Source organism: Asaia platycodi JCM 25414, from assembly GCF_000614545.1.
Taxonomy (GTDB): domain Bacteria; phylum Pseudomonadota; class Alphaproteobacteria; order Acetobacterales; family Acetobacteraceae; genus Asaia; species Asaia platycodi.
Genome location: NZ_BAKW01000010.1, coordinates 12,870 through 38,242, shown reverse-complemented (window position 1 = coordinate 38,242; position 25,373 = coordinate 12,870). Strand labels below are relative to the sequence as shown.

Below are 25,373 nucleotides of genomic sequence, written 5' to 3'. Positions count from 1 at the left end.
GGGGAGGGGTCAACCCTAAATCGTGGCGGCGTCCAAAATAAAAAAGCTAAGCATGTCCTGACCTTGCCATTGCTCGCAGCGCAATTGTCCGGCCACGTGCAGAACGGGCATGGACCGGTCTTCCAACAGGGCGGCATAGGCCTTGTCAGCTGCCCGAAAGACGAGGCCGCGCAGCCTGCCGCCATCTTCGCCTTGCATTATGACGCGCAGCGTATTGCCGTCGCGGCCGATGCGCTCGGTCTTGACGGCACGCACGCGGCTGATGGCAATGACCGGTTCCTCATGCCCTGCACCGAACGGCCCGAGCCGGGCGAGTTGGGTCGCAATCTCTGCCGTGGCACCGCGTAGGCTCAGAATGCCATCGATACACAGCGCGTCATGCCGTGGGCGCTGGCGTGCTTCGGCGAGTAAGTCGTCAAGGAAGGCATGAAAGGCCTGAGCCTTCTCTTGCGCGAGGGAGAAACCAGCCGCCATCGCGTGGCCGCCGCCCGTCAGCAGCAGGCCCGACTGGCTTGCACCGATAATGGCCGCGCCGATATCGATGCCGGGCACTGAGCGGCCGATCCCTTGATCAGACCCTCCTGCACTGCGCCGACCAGAACGGGGCGGTTGCACCGCTCACGTACACGGCTGGCGACAATGCCGACCACACCGGGGTGCCAGTCTTCTCCGTACAGAAACAACGCGGCATGACCTGCATCGAGCTGCGCTTCGGCCTGGTGGTAGGCCTCTGTCAGAATGTCGGCTTCGACCGTCTGGCGCTGGCGGTTGATCTCGTCGAGTTTCTCAGCAAGGGCGCGCGCTTCGAAGGCGTCGTCGCAGAGCAGAAGCGTCACGCCCAGTTCGGCTTTGGCGATGCGCCCTCCGGCATTGATGCGCGGGCCGATGCCGAAGCCGCAGGCCATGGCGCTCGCGGTCTCTTTTACGCCCGCCACAGAGGCCAGCGTCGCAAGCCCCAACCGCTCGCCTCGCCCCATCACGCGCAGACCCTGCGCTACGAAGGCGCGATTCAGATCGCGCAGCGGCATGACATCGCAAATCGTCGCAAGGGCGACCAGGTCGAGCTTGCGTAGCAGGGCAGGCTCTTCATGCGTCTCGAACCAGCCTGTCAGCCTGAGCACGCGGCAAGTGGCAATGAGGGTGAGAAAAGCGACGCTGGTGGCGCAGAGATGGCCAAGGCCGGAGTCACAATCCAGGCGATTGGGGTTCACTACGATGCATCCTGGCAGAACAGCACCGTCCGGCTTGTGATGGTCCAGCACGATGATGTCGCCATCCTCGCGTAGCCTGTCGAGCAGCGAGACTGCCGCCGTGCCGCAATCGACGCAGATCAGCAGCGTGGCGCCCTTTTCGCGCAAGCCTTGAAGAGAAGGCCCGTTTGGGCCGTAACCCTCTTTCTGTCGGTCGGGAATATGAAAATGTACGGCGCAGCCGAGATCGCGCAGGGTCTCGGTCAGGATGGTGGTGCCGCAGGCGCCATCGACATCGTAATCGCCAAAGACGCCGATCGTTTCGCCAGTCCTGACCGCTTCTGCCAGTCGGGCGGACGCCTTGTCCATGTCGCGCAGACAGGAGGGGTCTGGCAACCAGTCGCGCAGGCGCGGGTCCAGAAACGCAGCGACACGGGCAGCTTCCACGCCTCGACTATGGAGGATACGGGCAAGAATTTCAGGAATGGCGGCTCTCTGCGCCATGGCGAGAGCCTGTCTGCCATCGCCAGTGGCGAGGCTGTCATCGCGCCAGACCCAGGCCCTTCCGCTACCGCTGGAATGGACCGAAAGAACCGGTTCTGGCGAGGCGATGAGTGAGGGGGCGTCAGACATGCGCCCCCTTATAGTCTGGGTTCAGTGAGCTGCCCACGTCTTGGTGGAGAAATCGTGACGCCCTTCGATGAAGCGCACCGTCGCTGATTTCGACCGCATGACGATGGAATGCGTGCGGGCAATGGTCGGGCCGTAAAAGCGTACGCCACGCAGCAGCGTGCCGGTGGTGACACCCGTTGCCGAGAAAAGCACGTCGCCGCGTGCCATGTCGTGCAGGCCAAGCTTGCGGGTCGGGTCGTTACCCGGATCCATCGAGCGGGCGCGTTCGACCTGGCTCTCATCCTCAAACATGAGGCGGCCCTGCATCTGGCCACCCACGCAACGCACGGCAGCGGCAGCCAGAACACCTTCCGGCGCGCCGCCCGAACCGGCATAGATATCCACGCGGCTTTCGTCCATGCAGGCAGCAATGGCAGCAGCTACGTCGCCATCGGTCAGCAGCATGACGCGTGCGCCGGCTTCGCGGGCACGGGCGATCAGCTCCTCATGACGCTCGCGGTCGAGGGCGCACATGGTAATGGAGGAGATATCCTTGCCCTTGGCCTTGGCAAGATCGCGCAGCGTGGTCTCGATGGGGGCATCGATATCGATCAGATCGGGGGGAAGGTTCGGCCCGACGACCAGCTTCTCCATATAGATGTCCGGAGCGTGCAGGAAATTGCCGCTCTCAGCCAGCGCCACCATGGTCATGGCATTGGGCATGTCCTTGGCGCAGAGATTAGTGCCCTCGAGCGGATCGACGGCGATATCCATCTTCGGCCCGCCAGCGCCCACCTTTTCGCCGATATAGAGCATCGGCGCTTCGTCCATCTCACCCTCACCAATAACGACCGTTCCCTCGATCGCTACCGTGTCGAACGCAGCCCGCATGGCCTGAACGGCCGCACCGTCAGCCTCGTTCTTTTCCCCACGGCCCGTCCAAGCCGATGACGAGATGGCCGCCGCCTCTGTCACGCGAACGAGTTCGAGTGCGAGGTTGCGATCCGTCACTTTATACTTAGGAGAGAAAGGCATCCGGTAAATCCTATCTGTACTCTATCCGGCTGAGCCGGAATTGCGACACGCCCTGTTATGCCGGTAAGTGCCGTCTTTGCCACATCACACAGTCTCGATTTTCATGAGCAGAGGTGTGCCGATGACGGTTTTTAGGGGTTTCAGGGCAGTGAGGACGGAAAGCATGGCCGCTTCACTGGTTTCATGTGTGACAAGCGCAAGCGGTACAACCGTCTGTGAAGTTGCTGGCTGGACCTGTTGTTCTGCCGCGTGCTGCGAAAGCGCACGCAGCGAGACACCGTAATCGCGCAGTGCTGCCGTGATATCGGCGACGACACCCGGGCGATCCTGAACGAAGAGCCGCAGATAATAGGCGCCGCGCAGCGTCTCGCGTGGGGCGCAGGCGATCTCGGGCTGGGGCGCCATGCCCCAGACCGGCAACGCCGTGCCACGTGCCAGATCGATCACGTCGGCCAGAACTGCACTCGCCGTCGGGCCTGCACCGGCACCGCGCCCCTCGATCAGCATGGGACCGCTGAAGGCCCCTTCGGTCAGGACGGCATTGAACACGCCATCGACATTGGCGATGGGTGCCGATTGCGGCACCATGCAGGGGCGCATCGAGGCCTCGATCTGGCCTGAACCGTCGCTGCGTGCACTGCCCAGAAGCTTGATTCGATAGCCCATTTCACGGGCAAAAGCCTGGTCGCATGCGGCGATATTGCGAATACCCTCGACATGCAGGCTGTCGAAGCGCACCGGGCGCCCAAAGGCGAGGCCAGCCAGAATGGCCAGCTTGTGCGCGGCATCCCAGCCATCGACATCGGTCGAGGGATCGGCCTCAGCATAACCCAGCGCCTGAGCCTCGGCGAGGATATCGTCAAAATCGCGACCTGTCTCGCGCATAGCGGTCAGGATGTAGTTGCAGGTACCGTTCAGAATACCGCCCACGCGCAGCAGATGATCGGCCGCCAGACCTTCGCGCACCAGCTTGATCGCAGGAATGCCGCCTGCCACCGAGGCCTCGAACAGAAGCGAGGTGTTGTTCTCGCCTGCCAGTGTGGCGAGTGCGGCCCCGTGAATGGCGAGCAGGGCCTTGTTGGCGGTGACGACCGGCTTGCCAGCCTTGAGCGAGGCCTCAACCAATGCGCGAGCCGACCCTTCGGCGCCACCGATCAGCTCGAGCACCACGTCGACCTTTGGGTCCGAGGCAAGGGCGATGGGGTCGTCATGCCAGGTCAGGCCGGACAGATCGACGCCACGGTCGCGCGTGCGATCACGTGCCGAGACGGCCACCACTTCGATGCTGAGTCCGGCACGGGCCGTAATGGCCTGGGCATTTTCGCGCAGCAGACGCACCACGCCGGCCCCGACTGTGCCAAGACCAGCAATACCAAGATGAAGAGTTTGACCGTTCACGAAACTGCCTCTGCCTGTTGGACGCCATGTTTGTTGAGAAAGGTCTTGATGGCGCGTGTCGCCTGACGCAGGCGCTGCGTGTTTTCCACAAGACCGATACGCACGAAGCCTTCACCATATTCACCAAAGCCAAGACCCGGCGCGACGGCCACGCCAGCCTCTTTCAGCAGGAGCTTGCTGAAATCGACGCTGCCCATTTCGGCAAAGCGCTCGGGGATGGGGGCCCAGGCGAACATCGAGCTTGGGGCGAGGGAACATCCCAGCCTGCGGCATGCAATCCGCGGATCAGCACGTCGCGTCGCTCGCGATACATGTCGCGAATTTCGGTCACGCAATCCTGCGGCCCGCTGAGTGCTGCCACAGCCGCGACCTGAATGGGGGTGAAGGCGCCGTAATCGAGGTAGGATTTGATGCGTGTGAGCGCCTGGATCAGATGGGGGTTGCCTGCGGCAAACCCCATCCGCCAGCCTGCCATCGAATAGGTTTTCGACAGCGAGGTAAACTCGACCGCAATGTCCTTCGCGCCCGGTACCTGTAGGATCGATGGCGGCGGCTCGTCGCCGAAATAGATTTCGCAATACGCTAGGTCGGACAGGATCCAGATCTGTTCGCGACGGGCGAACGCCACCAGCTCCTTGTAGAAGTCGAGCGAGGCCGTGAATGCCGTGGGGTTGGACGGGAAGTTCACGATCAGCGCGGTAGGCTTGGGCACGGAGTGGCGCACGGCGCGTTCAAGCGCGCGCAGCATGTCCTCATCGGGCGTCGCCGGAATCGAGCGTACCGAGGCGCCAGCGATGATGAAACCGAACTGATGGATGGGATAAGAGGGGTTGGGCACCAGAATCGTATCGCCGGGGCTCGTGATGGCCGAAGACAGATTGGCCAGACCCTCTTTCGATCCGAGAGTCGCGATGACCTCTGTCTCAGGGTTCAGATCCACGCCGAACCGGCGTTCGTAATAGCCTGCCAGCGCCCGACGCAGGCCGGGAATGCCCCTGCTGACCGAATAGCGATGGCTGCGCGGGTCCGCCACGGTCTCGACCAGCTTCTTGACGATATGGGGCGGTGTGGGGCTGTCAGGATTGCCCATGCCCAGATCAATGATGTCTTCACCATGCGCTCGGGCCGCGGCCTTGGCCTTGTTCACCTCGGCGAACACATAGGGCGGCAGGCGACGGATACGGTGAAACTCTTCGGTCATTTTCTCGGCTCGGGGGCACAGGGTTGAAATAAAATTACCGGAGTCAGGGCGACTCCGACAATCTTCACTAACCCGATTCCAGAACCGGCGGAACCTTCCTCAGTAAGGCGAGCGGTCAATTCTCGCACCCCGTCCCAGCGCGCCTGCGCTGATGCGGATATGCGACGCCGGTATACCGCGCAGGATCAGGCTCTGGGCCAGCACGCGTGCCCGAAGCAGGCCGAGCTTGATGCCAAGCACCTGTTCGGAGGGCTGGAAAGAAGTGATCTCGCCAAAGCCCTTGATGAACAGCATGTCGTGCGGGCTGCCTGCGCCCAGAACCTTGCCGATCACGCCATCCTGTCCGCTCGCGATCTGGTCTGACGCCTGATTGAAGCGGATCAGCGTGCCATGCGGCTCAGTCAGATCATAGGCAGGCGGCGCGATATCGGGCAGCGCTGCATCGCGCGGGATGGCGAAGCCCGGGAAGTTGGGTGCGACGGGCGGTAGATCGCCGATTTGGGGCAGTTCGCCCGGTTTGATGGGCGGTGGGGCGAAGCGTGTCACTTCGGGCAGAGCCGCCTCAGAGGCCGGTCTGGTATCGTCCGCCGTCTTCGATCCGGCCGTCTTGGCAACGGGGGTATTCACAGTAGCAGATGGCGTGGCGGGAGGCGTCTGTCCGGGCGCGACGACGCTCATCGACGAGCCGCTCTCGCTAGTGGAAGCGCGCGGCTTGGGCGGTGGAGGCGGAGGGGCTGCAATCGTCAGCGGACCATCTGCCACGGCGACATGCTGGCTCAGATTGCGCTGAAGCGTCATGCGAGCGGTCAGAGCCTGACGGGCCTGCGCGCTGGGCAGATCGACGTTCGTCGTGGGGGTCAGTCCCACGCGTGGATAGGGGCCGTGCACGCCCGGCGCAGGGGGGCGCTGCTTGGCAATCTCGCCGCCCTGATACTGGTTGTACCAGTTGCCGACCGTGTCGACGGCGTCTCTATGCCCACAGGCGGCCAGTGTCATGATGCCCGTCATGGCAAAGCCTGTTCGCAGCCAGCCTGTTTTCTGCATGTTTTCCGATCGACTTGCGTTTCTTGTCCGGTTTTCTCGCGCTGGCGCCACCCTAACCGTTCCCGCTCTTTCTGGCGAGATGCTTGATTTGGAGCAAAAATCGGGGGGGCTCTTGTGAGGGGCGCCTATCGAGCGCAACATATAAAGGATGAACAGGCTCCACCGACATAGGAACCCCAGCATGCGTGGTACGACACCCCAGGACCTTTTCCGTCTCGCCCCGCGTCTCGACGATGAAGACCCCGATCCTCAGACCCCCGACGCGCCCGAGCAGAAAGAAGCTGTCGAGAAGCCGCCCGGCGCAGAGATCGAGGGCAAGCTGTTCGAACAGCGCAAGGTGCTGATTTTCGGCGGAATCAACGACAAGGTCGCTCGTGATGTGACGGGGCGCCTCCTTGCTCTGGCAGGCGCGTCCGACAAGCCGATCGACATCTACGTCAATTCGCCGGGTGGCCATGTCGAGAGTGGCGATACCATTCACGACATGATCCGTTTCGTGGATTCCGTCGCTCCGGTGAACATGATCGGCACAGGCTGGGTCGCGTCTGCCGGCGCCTGATTTTCGCCGCCGGTCGCCCCGAGCGTCGTCTCTGCCTGCCGAACACGCGTTTCCTGCTGCACCAGCCGATGGGCGGCGTGCGTGGCCCGGCAACCGATATCGACATTGAAGCCCGCGAAATCATCAAGATGCGCGAGCGCCTCAACCGTCTTTTTGCCCGTGAAACCGGCCAGTCCTACGAGAAGATCGCCAAGGACACTGATCGTAATCACTGGATGTCCGCCGAAGAAGCCATTGCCTATGGCCTTGTTTCGCGCGTCATCAGCAAAATGAGCGACATCAAGGAATAAGAAGAGGAAATCTCTCTCATGTCTCGTCTTGAACAACTCTACAGCCATCTTCCTGATGCGCCGTCAGACAAGACCCTGGCCAAGGCCGATTTCGAAGCCCGTCATTGGAGCAGCGCCATTCCCGGTCCGCTCAAGCCGGGCACGGAAGAACACAAGCGTGCCGTGGCCGACATGTTCAGGGAGACGTTCAACCCCTACAAACCTTCGGTCATCGAATGGCCTGAGCTGGACCCCGCAACCCTGCATCGCATCACCTCCCTGCCCATCTGGGACATTGCGGTGCAGACCGAAGGCAAGGCCCGTCTGCGCATGGCGGCCTATGCCGACATGATCGACGACCCGGACATGAAGGACGCCCTGCGTCGCAATGCCTGGGAGGAAAACCGCCACAAGGAGGTGCTCTCCAAGCTGGTCGAGGCCTACAACATCCCAATGGCCCCCGAGCCGCCCTATATCGAGCCGAAAGACACGGAATGGGCCTATCTGGTCACCGGTTTTTCGGAATGCGTCGACAGCTTCTTCGCCTTCGGTCTGTTTGCTCTGGCCGAGCGTGCCGGTCTCTTCCCGATGGAGCTGATCGAGACCTTCGAGCCGGTCATGCAGGAAGAATGCCGTCATATCCTGCTTTTTGCCAACTGGCTGGCATGGCATCGTGCTACCATGCTTGGTGGAAGCGTCCGGTGTTCGAAGCGCGCGTTCTCGGCGTTTGGGCTTTCCTCGCCTATGAGCGCATGGATCTGGCGCGCTCGATCGATTCCGAGGGCAACGAGCACACGCAGGACAATAATTTCACCGTGACCGGTGCCAAGGACATGACGGATATCGACATCAAGGTGCCCGAGCTGATGCAGCTCTGCCTTGATGAGAACGATCGCCGCTTCTCCGGCTACGATCATCGCCTGCTGCGTCCCACCACAACGCCGACTCTCGTCAAGACCGGGCTGGCTGCCTATCGTCTGTGGGGCAAGGCTTCCGGTGCGGTGCGTTCACGCCTTGGCCATAAAGCGCAGCACGCCCCTGCATGAGTATGATTGAGCCGGGATCAGAGGCGCATAAGCACTATTTCTGTCAGCAGTTTATCGACACCCATCAGGTGTTCGATCCTGAGACGCTCCCCTGGCCCGAACTGACGGAAGAAGAACTGTCCCGGCTCCGTGCGGTCCCGTTCTGGCAGGAGGTGTATCATACCGAGCGCCGGGCTGGGGCCATTGTCGACGCCTTTACGCCCCAGATCATCGACCTGAGGTGAAAGAGGCTGTCAGGCTTCAGGGCTACGAAGAGGCCCGTCATGCCGATCTGATTCGCGTCATGATCGAGCGTTACGGTCTCGATGCCGAGAAGCAGCCGATCGAGAAATTCCCTGCCGATCTCGAGAAAGCCTTCATCGATTTCGGCTTCGGTGAATGTCTCGACGCCTTTCTCGGGTTTGGCGCTTTCAAAAGTGCGCGCCAGTCGCACTTCCTGCCCGAAAAGATGTTCGAGATCTTCGATATCCTGATGTTCGAAGAGACGCGTCACATCGTCTTCTTCATCAATTATATGGCTTGGCGTGAAAAGCGTCGCGGCCTTGGCCGCGCAAGGCGGTCATTCAAATCGCTGCATTTCTACCTGCGCGCGCTCAGCCGCCTTCTGGGTATGGTGCGTCGTGGGCAGGAGCCCAATGACGGGCGCGATTTCGCCGTGACCCAGACCAATCTCTTTCTCGACGGCTTCTCTTTCCGCGGCTTCGTCGAGGATTGCTATCGCGAAAATGCCCGTCGCATGACGGCATTCGACCCTGGTCTCATGCAACCCCGGCTGCTTCCCGGCATTGCCGATCTGGCGCTGCGTGGGTTGCGCCTATGGGATAAAGGGCGCGGTCTGTCGCGTTGACAGGCATGGGGCTCTCCCCCATGCCCCGCCAAAGGGCGGTCGCCCTTTGGGCGCCCTCAAATAGGGATGAAAGGGGTGCGCCCCTTTCCGGTGATCGGGGCAGCGCCCCGCAAAATTTGCTTGTTTATTCTCCGGTCGCGCCGCCACCCGCATGACGACGATCGTAACCGCCATAGAAATGGCCGTCGGGATGCGAACCTAGCTTGGCACCGCCTGCAAGAACGCCTTCGACGGAGCCCCAGGGCTGATGTGTTTCAAGCGTGTAGCCGTGAGCGCGCAGTGTGGCCATGACCGGTTCCGCCAAGGCGCCGGGTTCTATTTCGACGGCTTCGGGCTGCCATTGTTCGTGAATGCGCGGCATGTCGACGGTTTCCTGAATGGTCATGCCGTAATCGACCACACCCAGAATGGCGGCGACGGTGATGGTGGGAATGCGGGAGCCGCCCGGGCTGCCGATGGCCATGATGGCCCTGCCATCTCTGGAGAGAATGGTGGGTGACATGGAAGAGAGCGGCGTCTTGCCGGGTGCGATGGCATTGGCCTTGCTCCCGACAATGCCGAACATGTTCGGCTCGCCGGGTTTGGACGAGAAATCATCCATTTCGTCATTCAGAAAATACCCGGCGCTGCCCGCCATGACTTTCGCCCCGAACCAGCCATTGAGCGTGTAGGTGACGGAAACGGCATAGCCCGAGTGATCCATGATCGAATATTGCGTTGTTTCGCGTTTTTCGGGCTGCGGGTCACCAGCCATGAGGCTGGCTGAGGCAACAGCATCTTCGGCAGGGATGCCAGCGCGGATTTTTGCGGCATAAGCCGGGTCGATAAGGTGGTCCACGGGGTTCTTGACGAAGGCAGGATCACCCAGATCGCGTCGATCCGAATAGGTGTGACGCATCGCCTCGACTTCCTGATGTGTCGAGAGCGCGCTGTAGAGCCCTTCGGCCTTGAGGTCGTAGCCCGACAGAATGTTCAGCATTTCACATAGCGCCACACCGCCTCCGCTTGGTGGCGGGGCGGTATCGATCTGATAGCCACGATAGGTGCAGCGTACCGGCGCCATGACACGCGGCTTGTAGGCGGCAAAATCGGCCATGGTCAGCAGGCCGCCATTCTCCTTGCTGACACGCACTGTCTCTTCAGCGATCCAGCCGCGATAAAAGACATCCGGCCCCTTATCGGCGATGGCTTGCAGCGAGCGGGCGAGGTCGGTCTGTTTGAAGCGATCGCCAACTGTAAAGGGCTGGCGGTCGGCGCGCAGAAAGATTTTCGTGGCATAGGGATCGTTGATGAAGGCCTTGGTCGAGGTGTTCAGCAGGTGAACGTCGTTCTCTTCCAGAGTGTAGCCTTCACCGGCCAGAGCGATAGCAGGGGCCATGACCTTGGCACGCGACAAACGGCCCCAGCGTTTGAGCACGAGATCAAGCCCGGCCACCGTGCCGGGCACGCCGACCGATTTCCATCCGATGGTCGAGAGCCCCTTGATGATCTTGCCCTCCTTGTCCTGATACATCGTCTCGGTAGCAGCGAGCGGGGCGTGTTCGCGGAAATCGATGAAATAGGCTTTGCCATCTGGCGTGCGCAGGGTCATGAACCCGCCGCCACCGATATTGCCCGCCGCCGGATAAACGACGGCCAACGCATAGCCCACGGCCACGGCAGCATCGACGGCATTGCCGCCGTCACGCAGGATCTTCGCCCCGACATCCGAGGCCAGATGCTGCGCCGAGACCACCATTCCATGCGCGCCCTGGGTCGAGGGAATAGGGGGGCGGCTGGTCATGGCGCCACCGAAATTGAGCGCGTCACCTCCAGGTGCCGCCTGGGCGGTTGCAAGAGCCGAGACCGACACGGCGCAGGAAACGGCAGAAGCAAAAAGACGCTGGCGCCAGCGACGGGAGGGTGAAGCGGGAAAAGCCATGGGGCGGTCCTGAAATCAGTGGGAAGAGGAGGGCGAAGTGGATGGAGGCGCCGGGCTGAGCGCGTTATTGCTGCGGTCGATATCGGGAATGGCATGATCCGGGTCGAGTGTGGCGAGGCGTACGGGGCTGCCTCCCCGGAGCGTCACCACATGGGTATTTCCGCCGCTCCAGACTTCTGTCGGAATCACGAGGCGTTCGACGCTGCCATCCTCGCGGGTGACCGCGAGTGTTACCGGCAAAGGGAGCCATCCCTTGCTGCTGATCGTCAGAGAGGCGCCTTTCGCCGGGTCATGATCGGGATAATCGATCGTGTCGAGCGCATAATCGGGGCTGCGATTTTCGAAATACCATCCCCGCCAGAACCAGGAGAGATCCTCACCGGCATCGCTTTCCATCAGGCGAAAGAAATCCGACGGCGTCGGGTGTTTGAACGCCCATGCGGCGATGTAATGCCGGAAAGCGCGATCAAACCGCTCCGGCCCCAGAATCTGGCTGCGCAGCAATTCGAGCCCGTAAGCGGCCTTGAAATAGGCCATGGCATGACGGTTGCCGTGCCCCGGAATGGTGGAGGGGGTCATGAGCGGGTCATAGACCGGGTTTGTCAGGATCTTGACGATGTCATCGGCAGGCTTGCCCGTAGCGGGGGCGTATTCTCCATCCTGCTTGGGGGCGAATTCTCCCTTGTTGAAATGCTGAGAGGCAAGGGAGTCGATGAAGGTATTGAATCCCTCATCCATGAAGCCATGTCGACGCTCGTTGCTGCCGACAATCATCGGGAACCACCCATGGCCCAGCTCATGGGTGGTAATCCAGAAGAGCTTGGCATCACGGTCCTGCATGCCGTCGAAAACGATGCCGGGATATTCCATTCCGGCGCCATGACCGCCGACATTGATGGCGGTCGCCCAAGGATAGGGATACCAGCTCGACGAGAAATACTCGATGCTATGCTTCACATATTCCGTCGAGCGGTCCCAGGCCTGGGGGCCGATACCCTCTACGGGGTAAACCGACATCGCCAGTCGTGGCGCAGGTTTCAGCCCAGGGGCCGGGACAACAGGCGGCAGATCCAGCCTTGCAGCATCCCAAAGCAGGGCGGCAGAAGCGACGAAAGCTACATCGCGTGTGTTGGGCATGAAAAAATGCCAGCTCTGTGTGCCGCTGGTGAGTCTATGAGAAGCCGCTTCGATATCAGCCTGATCGCGGATCAGAACACGTTTTTCGCTGAACCGTGCCTGTGCAAGACGCTGACGCTCCTGCGCGGTGAGAACCTCGCTTTCATTGAGCAGCGCCCCCGATCCGACGACCAAGAAATTCGAAGGGACAGTGACGCGATAATCAATATCGCCGTAATCGAGATAGAATTCGCCACCCAGATAGGGGGCAGTATCCCAGCCGCGCAGATCGTCGAAAACGGCCATGCGTGGATAGAACTGCGCGATCTCGAAAATATCCCCGTTTCGCGATGGGGTAACGGCAGTGCGTCCGCCCCAGATGCCGGGCACTTCGTAATGCCACGACACATTGAATTTGATCGTGCTGGCGGGTGGCAGCGGGGCGGGCAGGGCGATCTGCATCCGTGTGTCGGAAATCAGCGGCGTGACAGTGGTTTCTTTTCCATGGGCGTCGAGCAGCGCAACATGGTCGATCTGCACACCCTCGGTGTGACCATGCGCCTTGAAGCGCGCTGGCATGGCGGCAGCGCCCCGTGATGTCTCGCGGTAGATATTCTGGTCGAGCTGCATCCACAGCACGTTCAGGCTGCTGGGGCAGTTATTGCGATAGGTGATGGTTTCTCGCCCGGTCAGGCGATGGGTGGGGGCATCGAGCGCCACTTCGATGCGGTAATCGGCCCGGTTACGCCAGTAATCGGGGCCGGGTGTGCCATCGGCAGAACGATAGCGGTTGATCGCCGTCGGATAATCGATGGGCGCGAAGATATGTGCGGGTTCCGGCCCGGTTTGGGCCGGAGGGGGAGAGGGGGCCGCCGCGACAAGGAATGTGGCCAGCCCTGTTGCAGCGCTGGCTCTGAGAAGGGGCTTTGTCGCTGCCCGATAGCGTGGCTTAGAAATTCGCATCGACACGGCCGAAATAATAGGCGCCGGTCATCGAAAGCGGAGAGGCTGAGTCGTAGATCTTCGGGCCGAGATAATTCACGACAGCCGGCACCATGCGGGGGCGCTGGTTAAAGATGTTGTTCGAACCGATCGCGAAGCGCCAGTGCTTGCTGAAGCGATAGGCCACCTCAAGATCGGTGGTCCAGACGGGCGTGTTTTCGAAGGGCAGGAAGGTGGTCGTGGAATAGCGGACAGAAGACGGTGCGAGATCTTCATAGGTGAGCAGGGTCTTGTAGGAGCCAAAACGCGTTTCGCGCAGATTGACGCCCCATTTGCCGTAATCCCAATGCGCGTTGAGGATGATTTTCGAGCGCGGCACGCCTTGGGCCGAGGCCTGGGTCTGGGCGTTGGCAAAGGGATTGTTGAAAATATTGGTGTTGAGATGGCTCACGACCGTGCGGTTCAGGTTGAGCAGCAGCGAGAGATCGAGCGAGCCATAGCGATGCAGCAGGAAGCGGTAATCGCTCTGGATATCGAGGCCCTGCGTGCGGGTGCTGGCGGCATTGGCGTAATAATTAGCCTTGATATTGCTCAGGGAAACGCCGTTGCCTGTTGCGATATCGACGCCCGAAGCCTGGATCGCCTCAAGGGCAGAGGTGCCCGCAATGCTCGATGCGGCCAGAATACGGTCACGGATATTGATCTGATAGACGTCGGCGGAGATGTGGAAACGGTCGATCGGCTCAAGCACGATGCCGCCTTCGGCGCTGGTCGATCGCTCGGGCTTGAGCTGTGACGCACCGATGGCGCGTGCAGCCGCGCTATTCGCGCCGAGCAGGCCCGACGCGCCTGTCGGCGAGACACTTAGCGAGCTGTAATGCTCTTCAGCCAGTGTCGGTGCCCTGAATCCTGTGCTGATCGTGCCGCGAATGGCGATGCGGCGTGTGAAATCATAGCGCGTGGTGGCCTTGCCGGTCTCGGTATTGCCAGCATCGGTATAGTGCTCGAAGCGACCGGCGAAATCGAGATCCCAGTGCTTCAGCGGATGGAAGTCGCCATCCAGATACCCGGCCCAGACATTGCGCTGCCACGTGCCCGCGCTGACGGGGGAAATGCCTGCATAGCCAGAGGTGCCGCCATAGAGATAGGACGCGTCATTACCCGCCCCGACATGGTACATTTCCAGACGATGCTCGGCGCCCATGGCGAAGGTCATGGGGGTGGCCATGCCGACATTGAAATTGCGGCGCATGTCGAAATTGCTCGTCCACTGGGCCATGCGATAGGTCGCAGCGCGCGTGGTTGTGGGCGAATAGCCATAGATTTTGGCATAGCTGGAATTATAGGTGTTCTTGACGCCGATATCGTCATCGTCTTCGCCGTAAAGCGTGCTTAGATCCCAGTTGAAGCCAAAAAGATTATCGCCTTTCAGGCCGAGATTGGCCTGAAAATTATTCTCGTCGATCGTTTCGAGCGGCGAGAACCCATAGGGATAGATCGTGGTCGGGGCCGAGGCGCCGGGCAGACGATAATTCTCATAGGCTTCGGCGTGACGATGCGCGTAGGTGACGAGCCCGTAGGTGCGCAGGCCCTCGACGACATCCTTGCCCCATTCGATCGAGAGATTTTCACGGGTCTCTTCGGGCGTGCTCTCGATCTTGTTCGAATTGGCGGGCCAGCTCGATGTGGCCGTCCAGCGATGGTCGCGCGTGCTCTTGTTATCGGCGACGAAATGATCGGCGTGATAGACCTGACCGGAAATATGGACAAAGCCGTCATTGCCCCATTTATGACCGCCATCGGCACCGATCAGATATTGCCAGCCATCGCCATTATAGGCGTTCGCGCCTGTCTGAGCGTAGGTATGAATGCCATGATCGGTCTTTCTGGTGATGATGTTCACCACTCCGGCAATGGCGTCCGACCCGTACATGGCGGCAGCGCCGTCGCGCAGCACTTCCATATGATCGATGGCACCCGCCGGGATCATGTTGAGATCGACCGGGGTAGTGCCTCCCGCCATATTGCCGGTAATGTTGCGTCTCTTACCATCGACAAGCACCAGAACCTCGTTGGCCGACAGCCCGCGCATACGGATGGACGAGGTCAGGGCCGCCGTGTCGTTGCCCAGCGCCGAGACGCTGATGGACGGGTCGAGGCGTGCCAGAACACTGGCGAGGTTCAACTCGCCGGTACGCTCCATCTGGGCCTGGGTATAGAGGGTGATGGGCGAGGAACTGTCACGCACGCGCTTGTTCGAAGAGCGCGTACCGGTGACGATGATTGCTTCATTGCCACCATCAGCCCCCTTCTCCGCGCCTCTTTTCCGATGCTGTGCCGACATATCTGTCCCGACAGTATTTTTCCGGTCGGTGGTTTTCTGCGATGCGGCAGGGTGGTGGCCGTGCGGTTTATGCTGGCCATGCAGGGCCTCGCCTGTGTCAGCAGCAAGAACCGGGCGTGAAAAACCCTGGAAAAGGGCAGTAGATGAAATCAGGGCCAGAACGAGGGTTTTCGGCGCAAGGGTTTTTCTGGCAGCCGGCAGTTTGCGGGGCATTCACGGGGTCTTTCAGCACGACATCATTACGATACGAATTCGTAATATCCGAGCATAAGCTGACCTTTTGGGCAATAAACGAAAAGGAAACTTTATGTAACATATTCTTTTATAACACAGATCGTCTGTGGATTATGATTTTATGATATAGGCCGTGCGCCGGGTTATATGGACTGATTTTGCGTCGGGCTAAATCCATCATTGATCCAGTAATGCCGGATCGATGATTGTCGATGGAATCTGGATTTTATTTTCGGTTATTTCTGGCGCGTTGAAAGCGATTGTCAGGAGCAGAATTGCCTGTCATCGATACCGGGTGGCCTCGTCAGCTTGCGCGGATAGCTGCGCAGCCTGACGACTTCTTTGTCATTGGGAATATTTGCTGCCCGAAGACGGGCTATTGTCCGAGCCGCCAGCAGCTCGGGCCGGGATCTGTCAGTGGGACAGGCCCAGGAATTTTTCCGTATCGGGATCGACGGGGATGCCGAGCTGCTCTCTTTGGAGGGCCTCTTCCCATTCCTTGTCGCCCGGCGCGCAGACCGGCACGCCCGGCTCTGCGACGGGCGAGGCATGAAGGAGGTCGAGATAATGGGCCATCCCGGCTTCGAAAGCCTCCTGACCGATGAAGCGGGCCGGGTCGAATGCCACCATGATATGGCCGACATTCTGTGGCTTCGGGCCTTTCTGCGCCTCAGTCGTCGAAATCATGACCGGGTCGGGATCGGCCCCTGCGAGAATAGCAGAGAGAATCGTCACCATACCGGCGAGCGCCGCCCCCTTGTGACCATAGGCCATGCCACCAAGCGGTTGCAGAAAACGTGCCTGCATGGCGTCGAGCGTGGGATGGCCTTCTTCGTTCAGGGCGACTTCGGGCGGCAGGGGCAGGCCGAGGCTGCGATAGAGCTTTACGCGGTTGAAAGGGATGGAAGATGTGGCCATGTCGAGCAGCCACGGTTTGCGGTTGCGCACGGGCGCGCCCATGGCGATGGGGTTGGTGCCATGAAACGGCGCCCGCCCTCCCGCCAGAGCCACGGCGCGGTCAGAATTGCTCAGCACCAGCGAGACAAAGCCCTGTTCGGCAGCGGCCAGCGCATAGGCGCCTCCCGCCCCGTAATGGGTGGAATGATGCACGGTCACGGCACCGATTCCCGCATGGCGCGCCAGAGAGACGGCTTCATCCATGGCCTGATAGGAAGCGGCATGGGCGAGGCCGAAATCGGCGTTGAGCCGTCCGGTCGCCGGGGCCGTCTGTTCGAAGCGGCGCTGCGGGTGCCGGTTCACGCCGCCGTTTTCGAGCATGTCGACATAATAGCCGATCAGCCTCACACCGTGGCTGTCCGTGCCCAGGCGTGACGCATGCATCAGGGCACGTACGGTTCCTGCAGCGTCTTCAGGCAAGGCGCCTGCGGCGATGAGTCTGGACTGGCAGGATTCGGTAAGAAGGTCAGCCGGATAGCGTGTGGCGTTGGTCATGAAAATCCGTCTTCAGCGGTTATTGGGAGCCGAGCATCTTCTGTGCCCGTTCGCGGTCGAGTGCGCCCTCCCATGCTGCAAGGATTACGGGCGCGACGCAATTGCCTGCCAGATTGCCGACGGCGCGCGCGATACCGCTGAACCAGTCGACGGCGATCAGCAGAACGAGGCTTGAAAGCGGAATGGAAGGGGCGGCCGCCATGGTGGCGGCCAGAACGACGATGGCAATGCCCGGCACGCCATGCGCGCCTTTCGACGTAATGAGCGCCGTTGCCAGCATCGACAGGATCTGGGTGAGGGTAAGTGGTGTGTGGGTGACCTCGGCCAGAAAGACGACGGCGAAACCGAGATAGATAGAGAGTGCGTCGAGATTGAGCGAATACCCCGCAGGCACCACCAGTCCCACGACCTGACGCGGAATGCCCATCGCTTCGAGCTTGGTCATGATGCTCGGCAGCACGGAATCGGAGCTGGTGGTTGCCGTGACGATCAGAATTTCCTCGCGGAAATAGCGCGCAAAGCGCAGCGGGTTGATGCCGCAGAGCTGTAGCAACCCGCCGAGAATGACGACGATGAACACGGCGATGGCGCTGAAATAGAGAATGACGAAAAGTGCCAGATGATCGATGGCGTCCAGCCCGTATTGGGCCACAGTCGTCGAAACCGCGCCGAACACGCCAAGGGGGGCGGTCGCGATGATGACGCGCATCATGCGCGAGAAAAGGGCCGAAAAGCTGTCGATGAGCTTCGTGATGGGCGCACCTGCCTCACCCAGTCGCGACAGGCAGCAGCCCAGCAGCACGGCGAAGAACAGGATCTGGAGAATATTGCCGTCGGCAAAGGCAGCGATCGGCGAGCGGGGAATGAGGTTGAGAATAAAGCCTGTCACGCCCTGGCCGTGCAGCGCATGGGCATTGGCGGCATAGCTTGCCACGGCATGGGCGTCTTCCACGCTAGGCGTGTAGTTCATGCCGCGCCCCGGATGGAGCAGCAGGGCAGCGCCGACGGAGAGAAGCAGCACGATCGTGGTCATGGCTTCGAAATAGATGAGCGCCCGGCTACCGAGCCGCCCGACCGCCCCCAGCGAGCCCGCCCCGGTAATGCCGCTCACGACGATGCAGAACAGCAAGGGCCCCACGATCATCAGGATGAGCCGCAGAAAGAGATCGATCAGCCATCGGCATTGATGGGCGAGATGCGGGGCAAAAAGCCCGAGAAGAATGCCGCCTATGGTGGCGATAATGACCTGAACGAAAATACCGGGGCGATATCGGGCGGGTGTCTTCAGGTCATGGGCGCTCAAATCAACTCTCCGGCCAGAAAATCTGCAGCTGGGGCGCGCAAGGCGGGCCCGGCAGTAGGAACATCAATAGGTTACGTTGATCTTGGCACCAACGAAACGGGGCAGACCGGGAATAACGCCATAGAAGGTGGCCTGCGTGCCGCCCGACAGCCAGTAGCGTCGATCGGCCAGATTCTGACCATAGACCGTCAGTGACCAATGCTGTTTGGGGGCTGCGAAGGTCAGGAAGGAATTAACGAGAAAATATGCCGGGGCGCGATAGATGCCGCCATCACCGATATGCTGGGGCTGTGTCTGCGCGCCGCGATAATTGTAATCGACGTCGAAGGTCATGCGATAATCGCGGAACATCGGCCAGGTATAGACCGCAGCCCCCGAGAGGGTGAGGTTCGCGAGGCCCATATTATAGCCGTTATAATTGGTAAACACCGGCGACCAGACGCCCGTAGAGGCGAATTGCGCTGTGGTAGCGCTGCGATTCAGGCTCTGGAACTGTGTATAGACGCCGTTCTGATAGCCGAAATTCTGCGTCAGCGTCAGACCATGGAAGGGATGCGCCTCGATGTCGAATTCCGCGCCGTAGATATAGGAGCGTGGGGCGTTCACGTAACCGCCAAGCACGCCATAAGGCGGCACCAGAATGCTGCCCAGAAGCTGCTGGTCGCGATAATCGTAATAGAACCCGGCAGCGTTGAAGCGCAGACGGCGGTCGAACAGCATCGACTTGAATCCACCCTCATAGGTCAGCACGGATTCTGGCTTGAAGGGGCGAAGCTGGTTGGCATTCTGCGTGATATTGGCCGAGAACCCGCCCGGCTTGAAGCCTTTGGAGAAGATCGCATAGCCCATGATATTGGGCGTGACCTGATATTGCAGACCCACGCGCCCGCCAAACTGGTTGGTCAGGCACCGGCGCTGCCGAAATTGGTCTGTGACGTGGCGAGGCCAGTATTGAGATTGACGTTGGTGCTGGTCAGATTGAGCATCTGGCGATCGTCTGATTCGTGATTGATCGCGCCAATCAGGGTCAGCTTGGGCAGGATGCGATAGCTGAGCTGCACATACTGATTGAAATTCTGCTGGTTCTGCCGATAGGCGGTTTCGTTCAGCGGCGTCGTGCCGGGGCGGTCGGAGCTGTCGTACCAGAAGCTCTGCGCCATGCGGGCACGGCTATAATACATTCCCGTTTCCCAATGGAAGCGTGCCTTCGGGTCGCGGGATTCCAACTTTATTTCCTGAGAGAACACGTTGGTCTGGTTGTTGCGGAACATGTTGCCATAAGACAGAACCGAGTTGGTCTGGTTGGTCAATTCATGCTCGTCCACCATCTCATAGGCGCTCTGTGTCCACAGGCGTGCCCAGTTGAATTCCTTGGTGTAGCGAATATTCGCGCCCCAGAAGAGATTATCCTCACGGGGTTTCGGGTTGTTGGCGTTGATGCCGATGATCTTGGCAAAGCGTGGGTCCAGACCCCAGGCTGTCTGATAGATATCGTTGGTAACCGGCACGCCATAGGCATTGTAGAGATTATGCCCTGACGACGATTCCGACTGGTCGGTTGTCCAGTGGCCGCCGATATCAAGACGCGAGGTCTCGTCGATCTGCCAGCGCAGCTTGCCGCGCAGGGCGCCGATATTGCTGTTGCCGTAGCCGACGCCCTGGCCGTTATGCTGAAACCCGCCGCCGGTCTGCGACTGGCCCGCGATGCGGTAGGAAACACTGCGCGAGAGCGGGCCGGAGACAAAACCCTCAACACGGTTGCGGCCATAGCTCGCGATGTCTTCTGTCAGACCGGCGTGAAAGCTCTGCGTCGGATCGCCCGTATGGAAATTAATCTCGCCACCCGTGGTGGACTGGCCATGGGTAAAGCCCGAGGCACCGGGGGCCACCGAGATATCGTCCATATCGAACAGCATACCGGTGGTCATGATGCTGACCGGATACGCCACGCCATCGACATAGGGCATGACCGAAGGCGTGTTGTTCTGGGTGAAATCCATCAGCCCACGCCACGCAGGGCAAAATTCAGCGCCGCACTGCCGAAGCTCGGCTGGATGGTCAGATTGGGGGCCACGCGCACGATATCGGTCAGCTGCCGAACGTTCCGGTTCTGCAATTCCTGACGCGACAGGATGGTTTCCGAATGGGCGTTGTGCTGCCCGGCGCTGGTTACGCCGCGACGGGCAGCAACCTGAACCGTTTCGCTGCCGCTATTAAGCGGTGCGCGTGCCTGACTCTTTTTATGTGCGGCGGGTTTGGCGTGCGAGGTGGCGGTGGCCGCCTGTGCCGATGAAGCAAGTGTCAGGAGGAGAGGCGACGCCACAATGGTCGAGACGAGCAGAACTGTCCGACAGGACATCATGCGCGAGGGGCGATGGGTCTTCAGGGGGGACATGGACGGCTCCGACAGCGATAATTCTCGTATAGGCAGGACTTGTATACTAACTAGAATACAAACTGGAACAGTTCCACGGCGAAATGAAAAATTTGTGAAATCCGCGTCTGACTGTTGCTGGTCCGATACGATGCAACCCGCTTGCCTTGGGTCTTTGCCCAGCGCATAAAACATTCATGCAGCATCAGAAACTCGACCCGGAACGTGCCAGTGGCCTCGTGATCGAAGAGCGGATCATCCATGCGGTTCTTTCAGGCCGAATCGCGCCTGGCGAGCGCTTCGGTGAGAAAGAGGTTGGCGAGATCTTCGGAGTGTCGCGCACATTGGTGCGTGAGGCGATGATACGCCTCAGCAGCCGCGGACTGGTCGATGTTTCACCGCGTCGCGGCTGGTTCGTGATCGAACCGACCGTGGCCGAGGCGCGTGAGATCATCGAAGCCAGACGCGCCGTCGAGACCGGGCTGATCATGGATCATGCGCTTGTTTCGCCCGAAGCCATTGCGCGTCTGCGTGCCCATCACATGGCCCAGCAGGGCGCCATTGCCGGGCAGGATCTGGCGAGACGCTCCTATCTGCTCGGGCATTTCCATGTGCATATCGCCGATGTGCTGGGCAACTCGGTTCTGGCCGATATTCTCGAAAACCTGACAGCGCGCACCGTGCTGATTTCGGCACTCTATCAGTCGGAAGAAGATGCGCAGCATTCCTGCAACGACCATGGTGAGCTGATTGCCGCCATGGAGCGTGGCGACAGGGACAAGGCCATACGCATCACGCAGGACCATCTGGTGCATCTCGAAAAAGCCCTGCGTAACCGCGCCCGCAGCAATCGTCATGCCGGATTGGGCGGAGCTCTCGCCGACTCATGAAAATGCCTGCCCTGTTTCCGCAGGGCAGGAAATTGGGGCTAGAGCCGCCCGTCGATCGTGAAGCCGAAAGCCCGTGGCTGGCCGATCTGGGCCTGTAGACCGGCCCAGTTGGTGCGACCGCTGAACAGGATATTCTCGTTGGTCAGGTTCTTCATATAGAAGCGGATCGTGTAATGGCGCGTGCGGTAACCCAGATGCGCATTGAGCACATTGTAGTCGCCTGCGACCAACCCCGTGCCGCTTTCGACCTGTGACGAGTAACTGCCTACACGGTTGAAATTGGCGCCCAAGAAGAAGCCGTTTCTGAAGCTTTTCTCCACGCCGATATTGAGCGTTGCCGAGGGAGCGTTGCTGAACTTCTTGCCTACGACCGAGCGGTAGGCCTCAGGCGCGTCGAGAATTTTGGTGTCCAGAAGACCGAGCCCACCGAATAGCTCGAGGCTTTTCGTGACGTGATAGATCGCTTCGAGCTCGAGACCCAGGCTGCGCCCATGCGGGATATTGACGAAGGTATAGTTCAGCAGGTCCTGATAATCATGATAGTCGTTGTAAAACAGATTGGTGTTCAGGCTGAGTTTGCGATCCAGAAGCTCGGTATGGCCGCCCAGCTCATAGGTCGTCACCGTTTCCTTGCCGTACTGGTAATAGGTGCCGTTATCCCAGTCGATGGCGCCACCGCCCGGATTATAGCCGCGTCTGACGGTAAAGCTGGCGCTTGTGACCGGGGTGAAGCTGTAGCTCAATCCACCCTTTGGCAGGAACATGGTCGTGCCCGCATTGAGGGCGACTTTTCCCCATGAGAGCGCCACATTGCGCGCCTGTTCCTCCCGTTCCACACGGCACCGGCGATCAGGCTCAGGCCGCCGATCAGGTGCAGGGTGCCATCGAGATAGCCTGCATAGGTGCGTTCGGCATCGGGGCCGTTCACGCCCATATCCGAGCGGATGGTCTGGTCGCGGTTGAAATAATAGAATCCGGCCACGCCATTGAGACGGCTATGGGCCGGGGCAAGAACCAGCCGGTCTTCAACGGTATTGTTCTGTTCGCGCAGGGCGAGATGCCCCAGGCTATTGGCACTGCCGAGGCGTTGCCCTGATGAAAGAGCGCGTTGTACCAGACATGGCCATAGGTCAGTTCGTTTGTCAGAGACGGGCTGATTCGATAGCTGGCGCGCAAACTGGCCTGATCGATGCTGGAATCCGAAATGCGCGTATTCATGTCGGGATTGTCGAAGCGATAGCGAAACAGATCGAGGCCGGTCGCGGTATAGAGATATTCGCCATGCTGCTCGCGATGCCAGCCCATGAGCGTGACCTTGAGATCGGGCAGGATTTTAGGCGTCCAGAGCAGCTTGCCGCGTATCGAGGTCTGGCTCACCTCATGCGGGTTGAAAGGCCAGCCATCGCCTGGATAGCGGATATAACTATCGCCCCGCACGCCATCGCCCGTAATGCGAAAGGCCAGCTCGTCCTTGATGATCGGGCCGGATAGAACCCCGGCAAAAACGCCCTTGCTGCCTGCGCTTTCATAGCCGCCTCTGACGCCTGCCTGCCAGTATTGCGTCGGTGCCTTCGAATTGAGCGTGATGGCGCCACCGATGGCATTTCGACCCTGCGTCGTGGCCTGTGGGCCGCGCAGGACGCTGACCTGATCCATGTCCCATGTGCCTGCATCGACATAACGCTGACCCGAATAGGTTTCGGGCAGGCCATCTATGATGGTGGCTGTTCTTGGGCGGCTGCCTGACATCAGGCTGAAAATGCCGCCAGCTGCCCCCGAGCCGGTCATACCGCGTATGGTTGGAATATCGGCGGCATTGCCGATCATGTTCGGCACGCGATTTACCACATCGTAAAGCGACCGATACTCGCTGGCGTCGAGATGACGCAGGATCGTCGTGGCGCTATTGGTGTTTTGCAGCCGGTCAAGCTTGTCGCCGACCACGATGATCGTTTCTGTCGGATTTGCGCTCTCGGCCTCGCCTCTGGCCGTTTTCGTTTTCTTCGCTGGCGTGATTGTCGTGGTGCCGGTTGCTTTCTCGGTGTCGTCAGCCAGTGCCATGTCTGGCAGGCAGAGCGATCCCGTTATCAGGGCGAGGCAGATATAACGGGTGGCTGAATCGTTTCGGCCTTGCTGGGGCGCACGCAGCGGCGATGCATAAGAGAGGGAACCTTCCAGAGACAGAAAGTTTTGTGATAATGAGAATCATTATCATTTAACAAGTAGCTACTCTCTGCTGATGAACCTGATTGATGCGGATTATCTTCACTGTGGCGGGCAAAGCACAGGGCTCTCCCTGATACGGGTAGTCCTTGAGGCTTCTCCGTCCGTTCCCAAGAGACCGTTTCAATAGGTCATGCCTGTCACTGATCCCGGAACTAACAGTTACAATGTGGTTCGGGTCAGATTGTATTCCCTTTTGTCATGACCCTGACACTCGCACGCCCCCTGTCGATCGATCCGATTGCTGCCGCCGCTCTGCCGCGGGAGCTTCTTCAGCATCCGGCTTTCGGCCGGACGCTGCGTATCGGCACGCGGGCTTCACCTCTGGCGCTTGTGCAGTCGCGCAGTTTCATGGCGCAGCTAGGGGCGGCTTATCCCTTTCTCGAGATTTTCGGTTCCTTGCAGGAATGTCCTATCTCGACACGCGGCGATCGCGATCAGGTCAGACGACTGGCCGATATCGGCGGGAAGGGACTGTTCTCGAAAGAGATCCATGAATCGCTGCGCGCAGGCGTCATCGATTTTGCCGTGCATAGCCTCAAGGATCTGGAAACCTTTTTGCCCGATGATCTGGTTCTGGACTGCACGCTCCGTCGTGAAGACCCGCGCGATGCTCTGGTGCTGCGCGACCGTGATGCTGTTGTCGCAGGAGGGGATGCCCTGGATTGTCTGCCGAAGGGCGCGGTGATCGGCTGTGCCTCCATTCGTCGTCAGGCCCAGTTGCTGGCGCGGCGCCCTGATCTGCGTTTCTGTCTGATACGCGGCAATGTGCAGACAAGACTGCGCAAGCTGGAGGAAGGGGCCTGCGATGCGACTTTTCTGGCGCTGGCCGGTCTGAATCGCCTCGGCCTCGGCTCACGCGCCGATGTCGTTTTCGAGCCGGAGACGATGCTGCCTGCCTGCGGTCAGGGCATCATCGGCATAACGTTGCGTCGGCGCGACACGGGGTTGCGGGGGCTCCTTGCTGGTATCGAAGACACGGCAACGCGCATTGCTGCAACCGCTGAGCGTGCCTTGCTTGAGGCGCTCGACGGTTCGTGCCGCACGCCCATCGGCGGCTTTGCCCGTATGGAGAAAGGCAGGTTGATCCTGCATGGGCTTATCGCCTCCGAAGACGGTGGGTGCGTCGTCAGGCGCCGTATCGAAGGCCAGCCGGGAGAGGCTGCGGCGCTGGGTGCCGAAATGGCCGCCATGCTCCGTCGTGACACGCCAGAAGCTGTTTTCGACCGTTTGATCGGCCAGCCGGGCTGGTGAGTCTCTGACCCGGTAATTCCTGTCAGAGATATAAGAACAATCGGTTGGATAAATAACAGAATGGTTTCTAGATAAAACATAACAATAATGATCTCGGCATTCGTCGTGTCATTATCATG

The 25,373-nt window shown here is 60.2% G+C and carries 17 protein-coding genes and 4 pseudogenes; 6 read left to right on the top strand and 15 right to left on the bottom strand.

The genetic code is table 11. From position 1 onward, the window contains the following. Nucleotides 1-15: 15 nt before the first annotated feature. The 5 genes and pseudogenes from recJ to JCM25414_RS08970 all read right to left on the bottom strand — a co-directional run bounded on the left by recJ (nucleotide 16) and on the right by JCM25414_RS08970 (nucleotide 6,480). Nucleotides 16-1,823, bottom strand: a pseudogene (gene recJ / locus JCM25414_RS18705) (single-stranded-DNA-specific exonuclease RecJ). 21 nt (nucleotides 1,824-1,844) lie between these two features. Next, complete coding sequence (gene glpX, locus JCM25414_RS08985) at nucleotides 1,845-2,837, bottom strand: class II fructose-bisphosphatase (protein WP_035443016.1); 993 nt, start codon at nucleotides 2,835-2,837, stop codon at nucleotides 1,845-1,847. A gap of 84 nt (nucleotides 2,838-2,921) precedes the next feature. Beyond that, nucleotides 2,922-4,235, bottom strand: a complete 1,314-nt coding sequence (locus tag JCM25414_RS08980) for a homoserine dehydrogenase (RefSeq protein ID WP_025841427.1) — start codon at nucleotides 4,233-4,235, stop codon at nucleotides 2,922-2,924. Next, a pseudogene (locus JCM25414_RS18700) lies at nucleotides 4,232-5,436 on the bottom strand (LL-diaminopimelate aminotransferase). The gene JCM25414_RS08980 and the pseudogene JCM25414_RS18700 overlap by 4 nt, the downstream one beginning before the upstream one ends. 99 nt (nucleotides 5,437-5,535) lie before the next feature. Then, nucleotides 5,536-6,480, bottom strand: a complete 945-nt coding sequence (locus tag JCM25414_RS08970; RefSeq protein ID WP_025841426.1) for a hypothetical protein — start codon at nucleotides 6,478-6,480, stop codon at nucleotides 5,536-5,538. A gap of 181 nt (nucleotides 6,481-6,661) precedes the next feature. Between JCM25414_RS08970 and JCM25414_RS18695 the strand changes: the two are divergent. The 4 genes and pseudogenes from JCM25414_RS18695 to JCM25414_RS18685 all read left to right on the top strand — a co-directional run bounded on the left by JCM25414_RS18695 (nucleotide 6,662) and on the right by JCM25414_RS18685 (nucleotide 9,201). Then, nucleotides 6,662-7,329, top strand: a pseudogene (locus tag JCM25414_RS18695) (ATP-dependent Clp protease proteolytic subunit). 18 nt (nucleotides 7,330-7,347) lie between these two features. After that, a pseudogene (locus JCM25414_RS18690) lies at nucleotides 7,348-8,354 on the top strand (ferritin-like domain-containing protein). Beyond that, nucleotides 8,351-8,578 carry a hypothetical protein gene (locus JCM25414_RS24945; protein WP_242403468.1) on the top strand — a complete coding sequence of 76 codons (228 nt, stop codon included), beginning with the start codon at nucleotides 8,351-8,353 and terminating at the stop codon, nucleotides 8,576-8,578. Before JCM25414_RS18690 ends, JCM25414_RS24945 begins: the two are co-directional and overlap by 4 nt. Further along, a complete protein-coding gene (locus tag JCM25414_RS18685; RefSeq protein WP_242403467.1) occupies nucleotides 8,575-9,201 on the top strand; it encodes a hypothetical protein in 627 nt (208 codons plus the stop codon). The genes JCM25414_RS24945 and JCM25414_RS18685 overlap by 4 nt, the downstream gene beginning before the upstream one ends. 124 nt (nucleotides 9,202-9,325) lie before the next feature. On the opposite strand, the gene ggt is transcribed toward JCM25414_RS18685, so the two are convergent. From ggt to JCM25414_RS24930, 8 genes are all read right to left on the bottom strand, one after another. Continuing rightward, nucleotides 9,326-11,122, bottom strand: a complete 1,797-nt coding sequence (ggt, locus tag JCM25414_RS08950) for a gamma-glutamyltransferase (RefSeq protein WP_025841425.1) — start codon at nucleotides 11,120-11,122, stop codon at nucleotides 9,326-9,328. Between the two features lie 15 nt (nucleotides 11,123-11,137). After that, nucleotides 11,138-13,201, bottom strand: coding sequence for a M1 family metallopeptidase (locus tag JCM25414_RS08945; RefSeq protein WP_025841424.1), 2,064 nt, complete (start codon nucleotides 13,199-13,201; stop codon nucleotides 11,138-11,140). Beyond that, nucleotides 13,188-15,737, bottom strand: a complete 2,550-nt coding sequence (locus JCM25414_RS08940) for a TonB-dependent receptor plug domain-containing protein (RefSeq protein ID WP_025841423.1) — start codon at nucleotides 15,735-15,737, stop codon at nucleotides 13,188-13,190. Before JCM25414_RS08940 ends, JCM25414_RS08945 begins: the two co-directional genes overlap by 14 nt. Before the next feature lie 435 nt (nucleotides 15,738-16,172). Then, on the bottom strand, nucleotides 16,173-17,210 hold the full coding sequence (locus tag JCM25414_RS08935; RefSeq protein ID WP_025841422.1) for an Ldh family oxidoreductase: 1,038 nt from the start codon (nucleotides 17,208-17,210) through the stop codon (nucleotides 16,173-16,175). Between the two features lie 19 nt (nucleotides 17,211-17,229). Continuing rightward, a complete protein-coding gene (locus tag JCM25414_RS08930; protein WP_025841421.1) occupies nucleotides 17,230-18,513 on the bottom strand; it encodes a cation:dicarboxylate symporter family transporter in 1,284 nt (427 codons plus the stop codon). Nucleotides 18,514-18,576: 63 nt separating this feature from the next. Continuing rightward, nucleotides 18,577-19,395 (bottom strand): TonB-dependent receptor domain-containing protein, encoded by an 819-nt coding sequence (locus tag JCM25414_RS24940; protein ID WP_051535797.1) that lies wholly within the window; start codon nucleotides 19,393-19,395, stop codon nucleotides 18,577-18,579. A gap of 20 nt (nucleotides 19,396-19,415) precedes the next feature. After that, a complete protein-coding gene (locus tag JCM25414_RS24935) occupies nucleotides 19,416-20,513 on the bottom strand; it encodes a TonB-dependent receptor (protein WP_051535796.1) in 1,098 nt (365 codons plus the stop codon). After that, entirely contained in the window at nucleotides 20,513-20,908 is a 396-nt protein-coding gene (locus JCM25414_RS24930; protein WP_051535795.1) for a Plug domain-containing protein, read from the bottom strand. Before JCM25414_RS24930 ends, JCM25414_RS24935 begins: the two co-directional genes overlap by 1 nt. Nucleotides 20,909-21,084: 176 nt before the next feature. Between JCM25414_RS24930 and JCM25414_RS08920 the strand changes: the two genes are divergently transcribed. Next, the gene (locus JCM25414_RS08920; protein ID WP_025841420.1) at nucleotides 21,085-21,777 is read left to right on the top strand and encodes a GntR family transcriptional regulator; all 693 of its coding nucleotides are present in this window, start codon (nucleotides 21,085-21,087) and stop codon (nucleotides 21,775-21,777) included. 38 nt (nucleotides 21,778-21,815) lie between these two features. Here the strand turns inward: JCM25414_RS08920 and JCM25414_RS08915 are convergent, their stop codons facing one another. Continuing rightward, nucleotides 21,816-22,613 (bottom strand): TonB-dependent receptor domain-containing protein, encoded by a 798-nt coding sequence (locus JCM25414_RS08915; RefSeq protein ID WP_148301016.1) that lies wholly within the window; start codon nucleotides 22,611-22,613, stop codon nucleotides 21,816-21,818. 88 nt (nucleotides 22,614-22,701) lie between these two features. Next, nucleotides 22,702-23,838: a TonB-dependent receptor plug domain-containing protein gene (locus JCM25414_RS21710; RefSeq protein ID WP_025841418.1), complete on the bottom strand. Its 1,137-nt coding sequence runs from the start codon at nucleotides 23,836-23,838 to the stop codon at nucleotides 22,702-22,704. 363 nt (nucleotides 23,839-24,201) lie between these two features. Between JCM25414_RS21710 and hemC the strand changes: the two genes are divergently transcribed. After that, complete coding sequence (gene hemC, locus JCM25414_RS08905) at nucleotides 24,202-25,254, top strand: hydroxymethylbilane synthase (protein WP_025841417.1); 1,053 nt, start codon at nucleotides 24,202-24,204, stop codon at nucleotides 25,252-25,254. Nucleotides 25,255-25,373 lie beyond the last annotated feature (119 nt).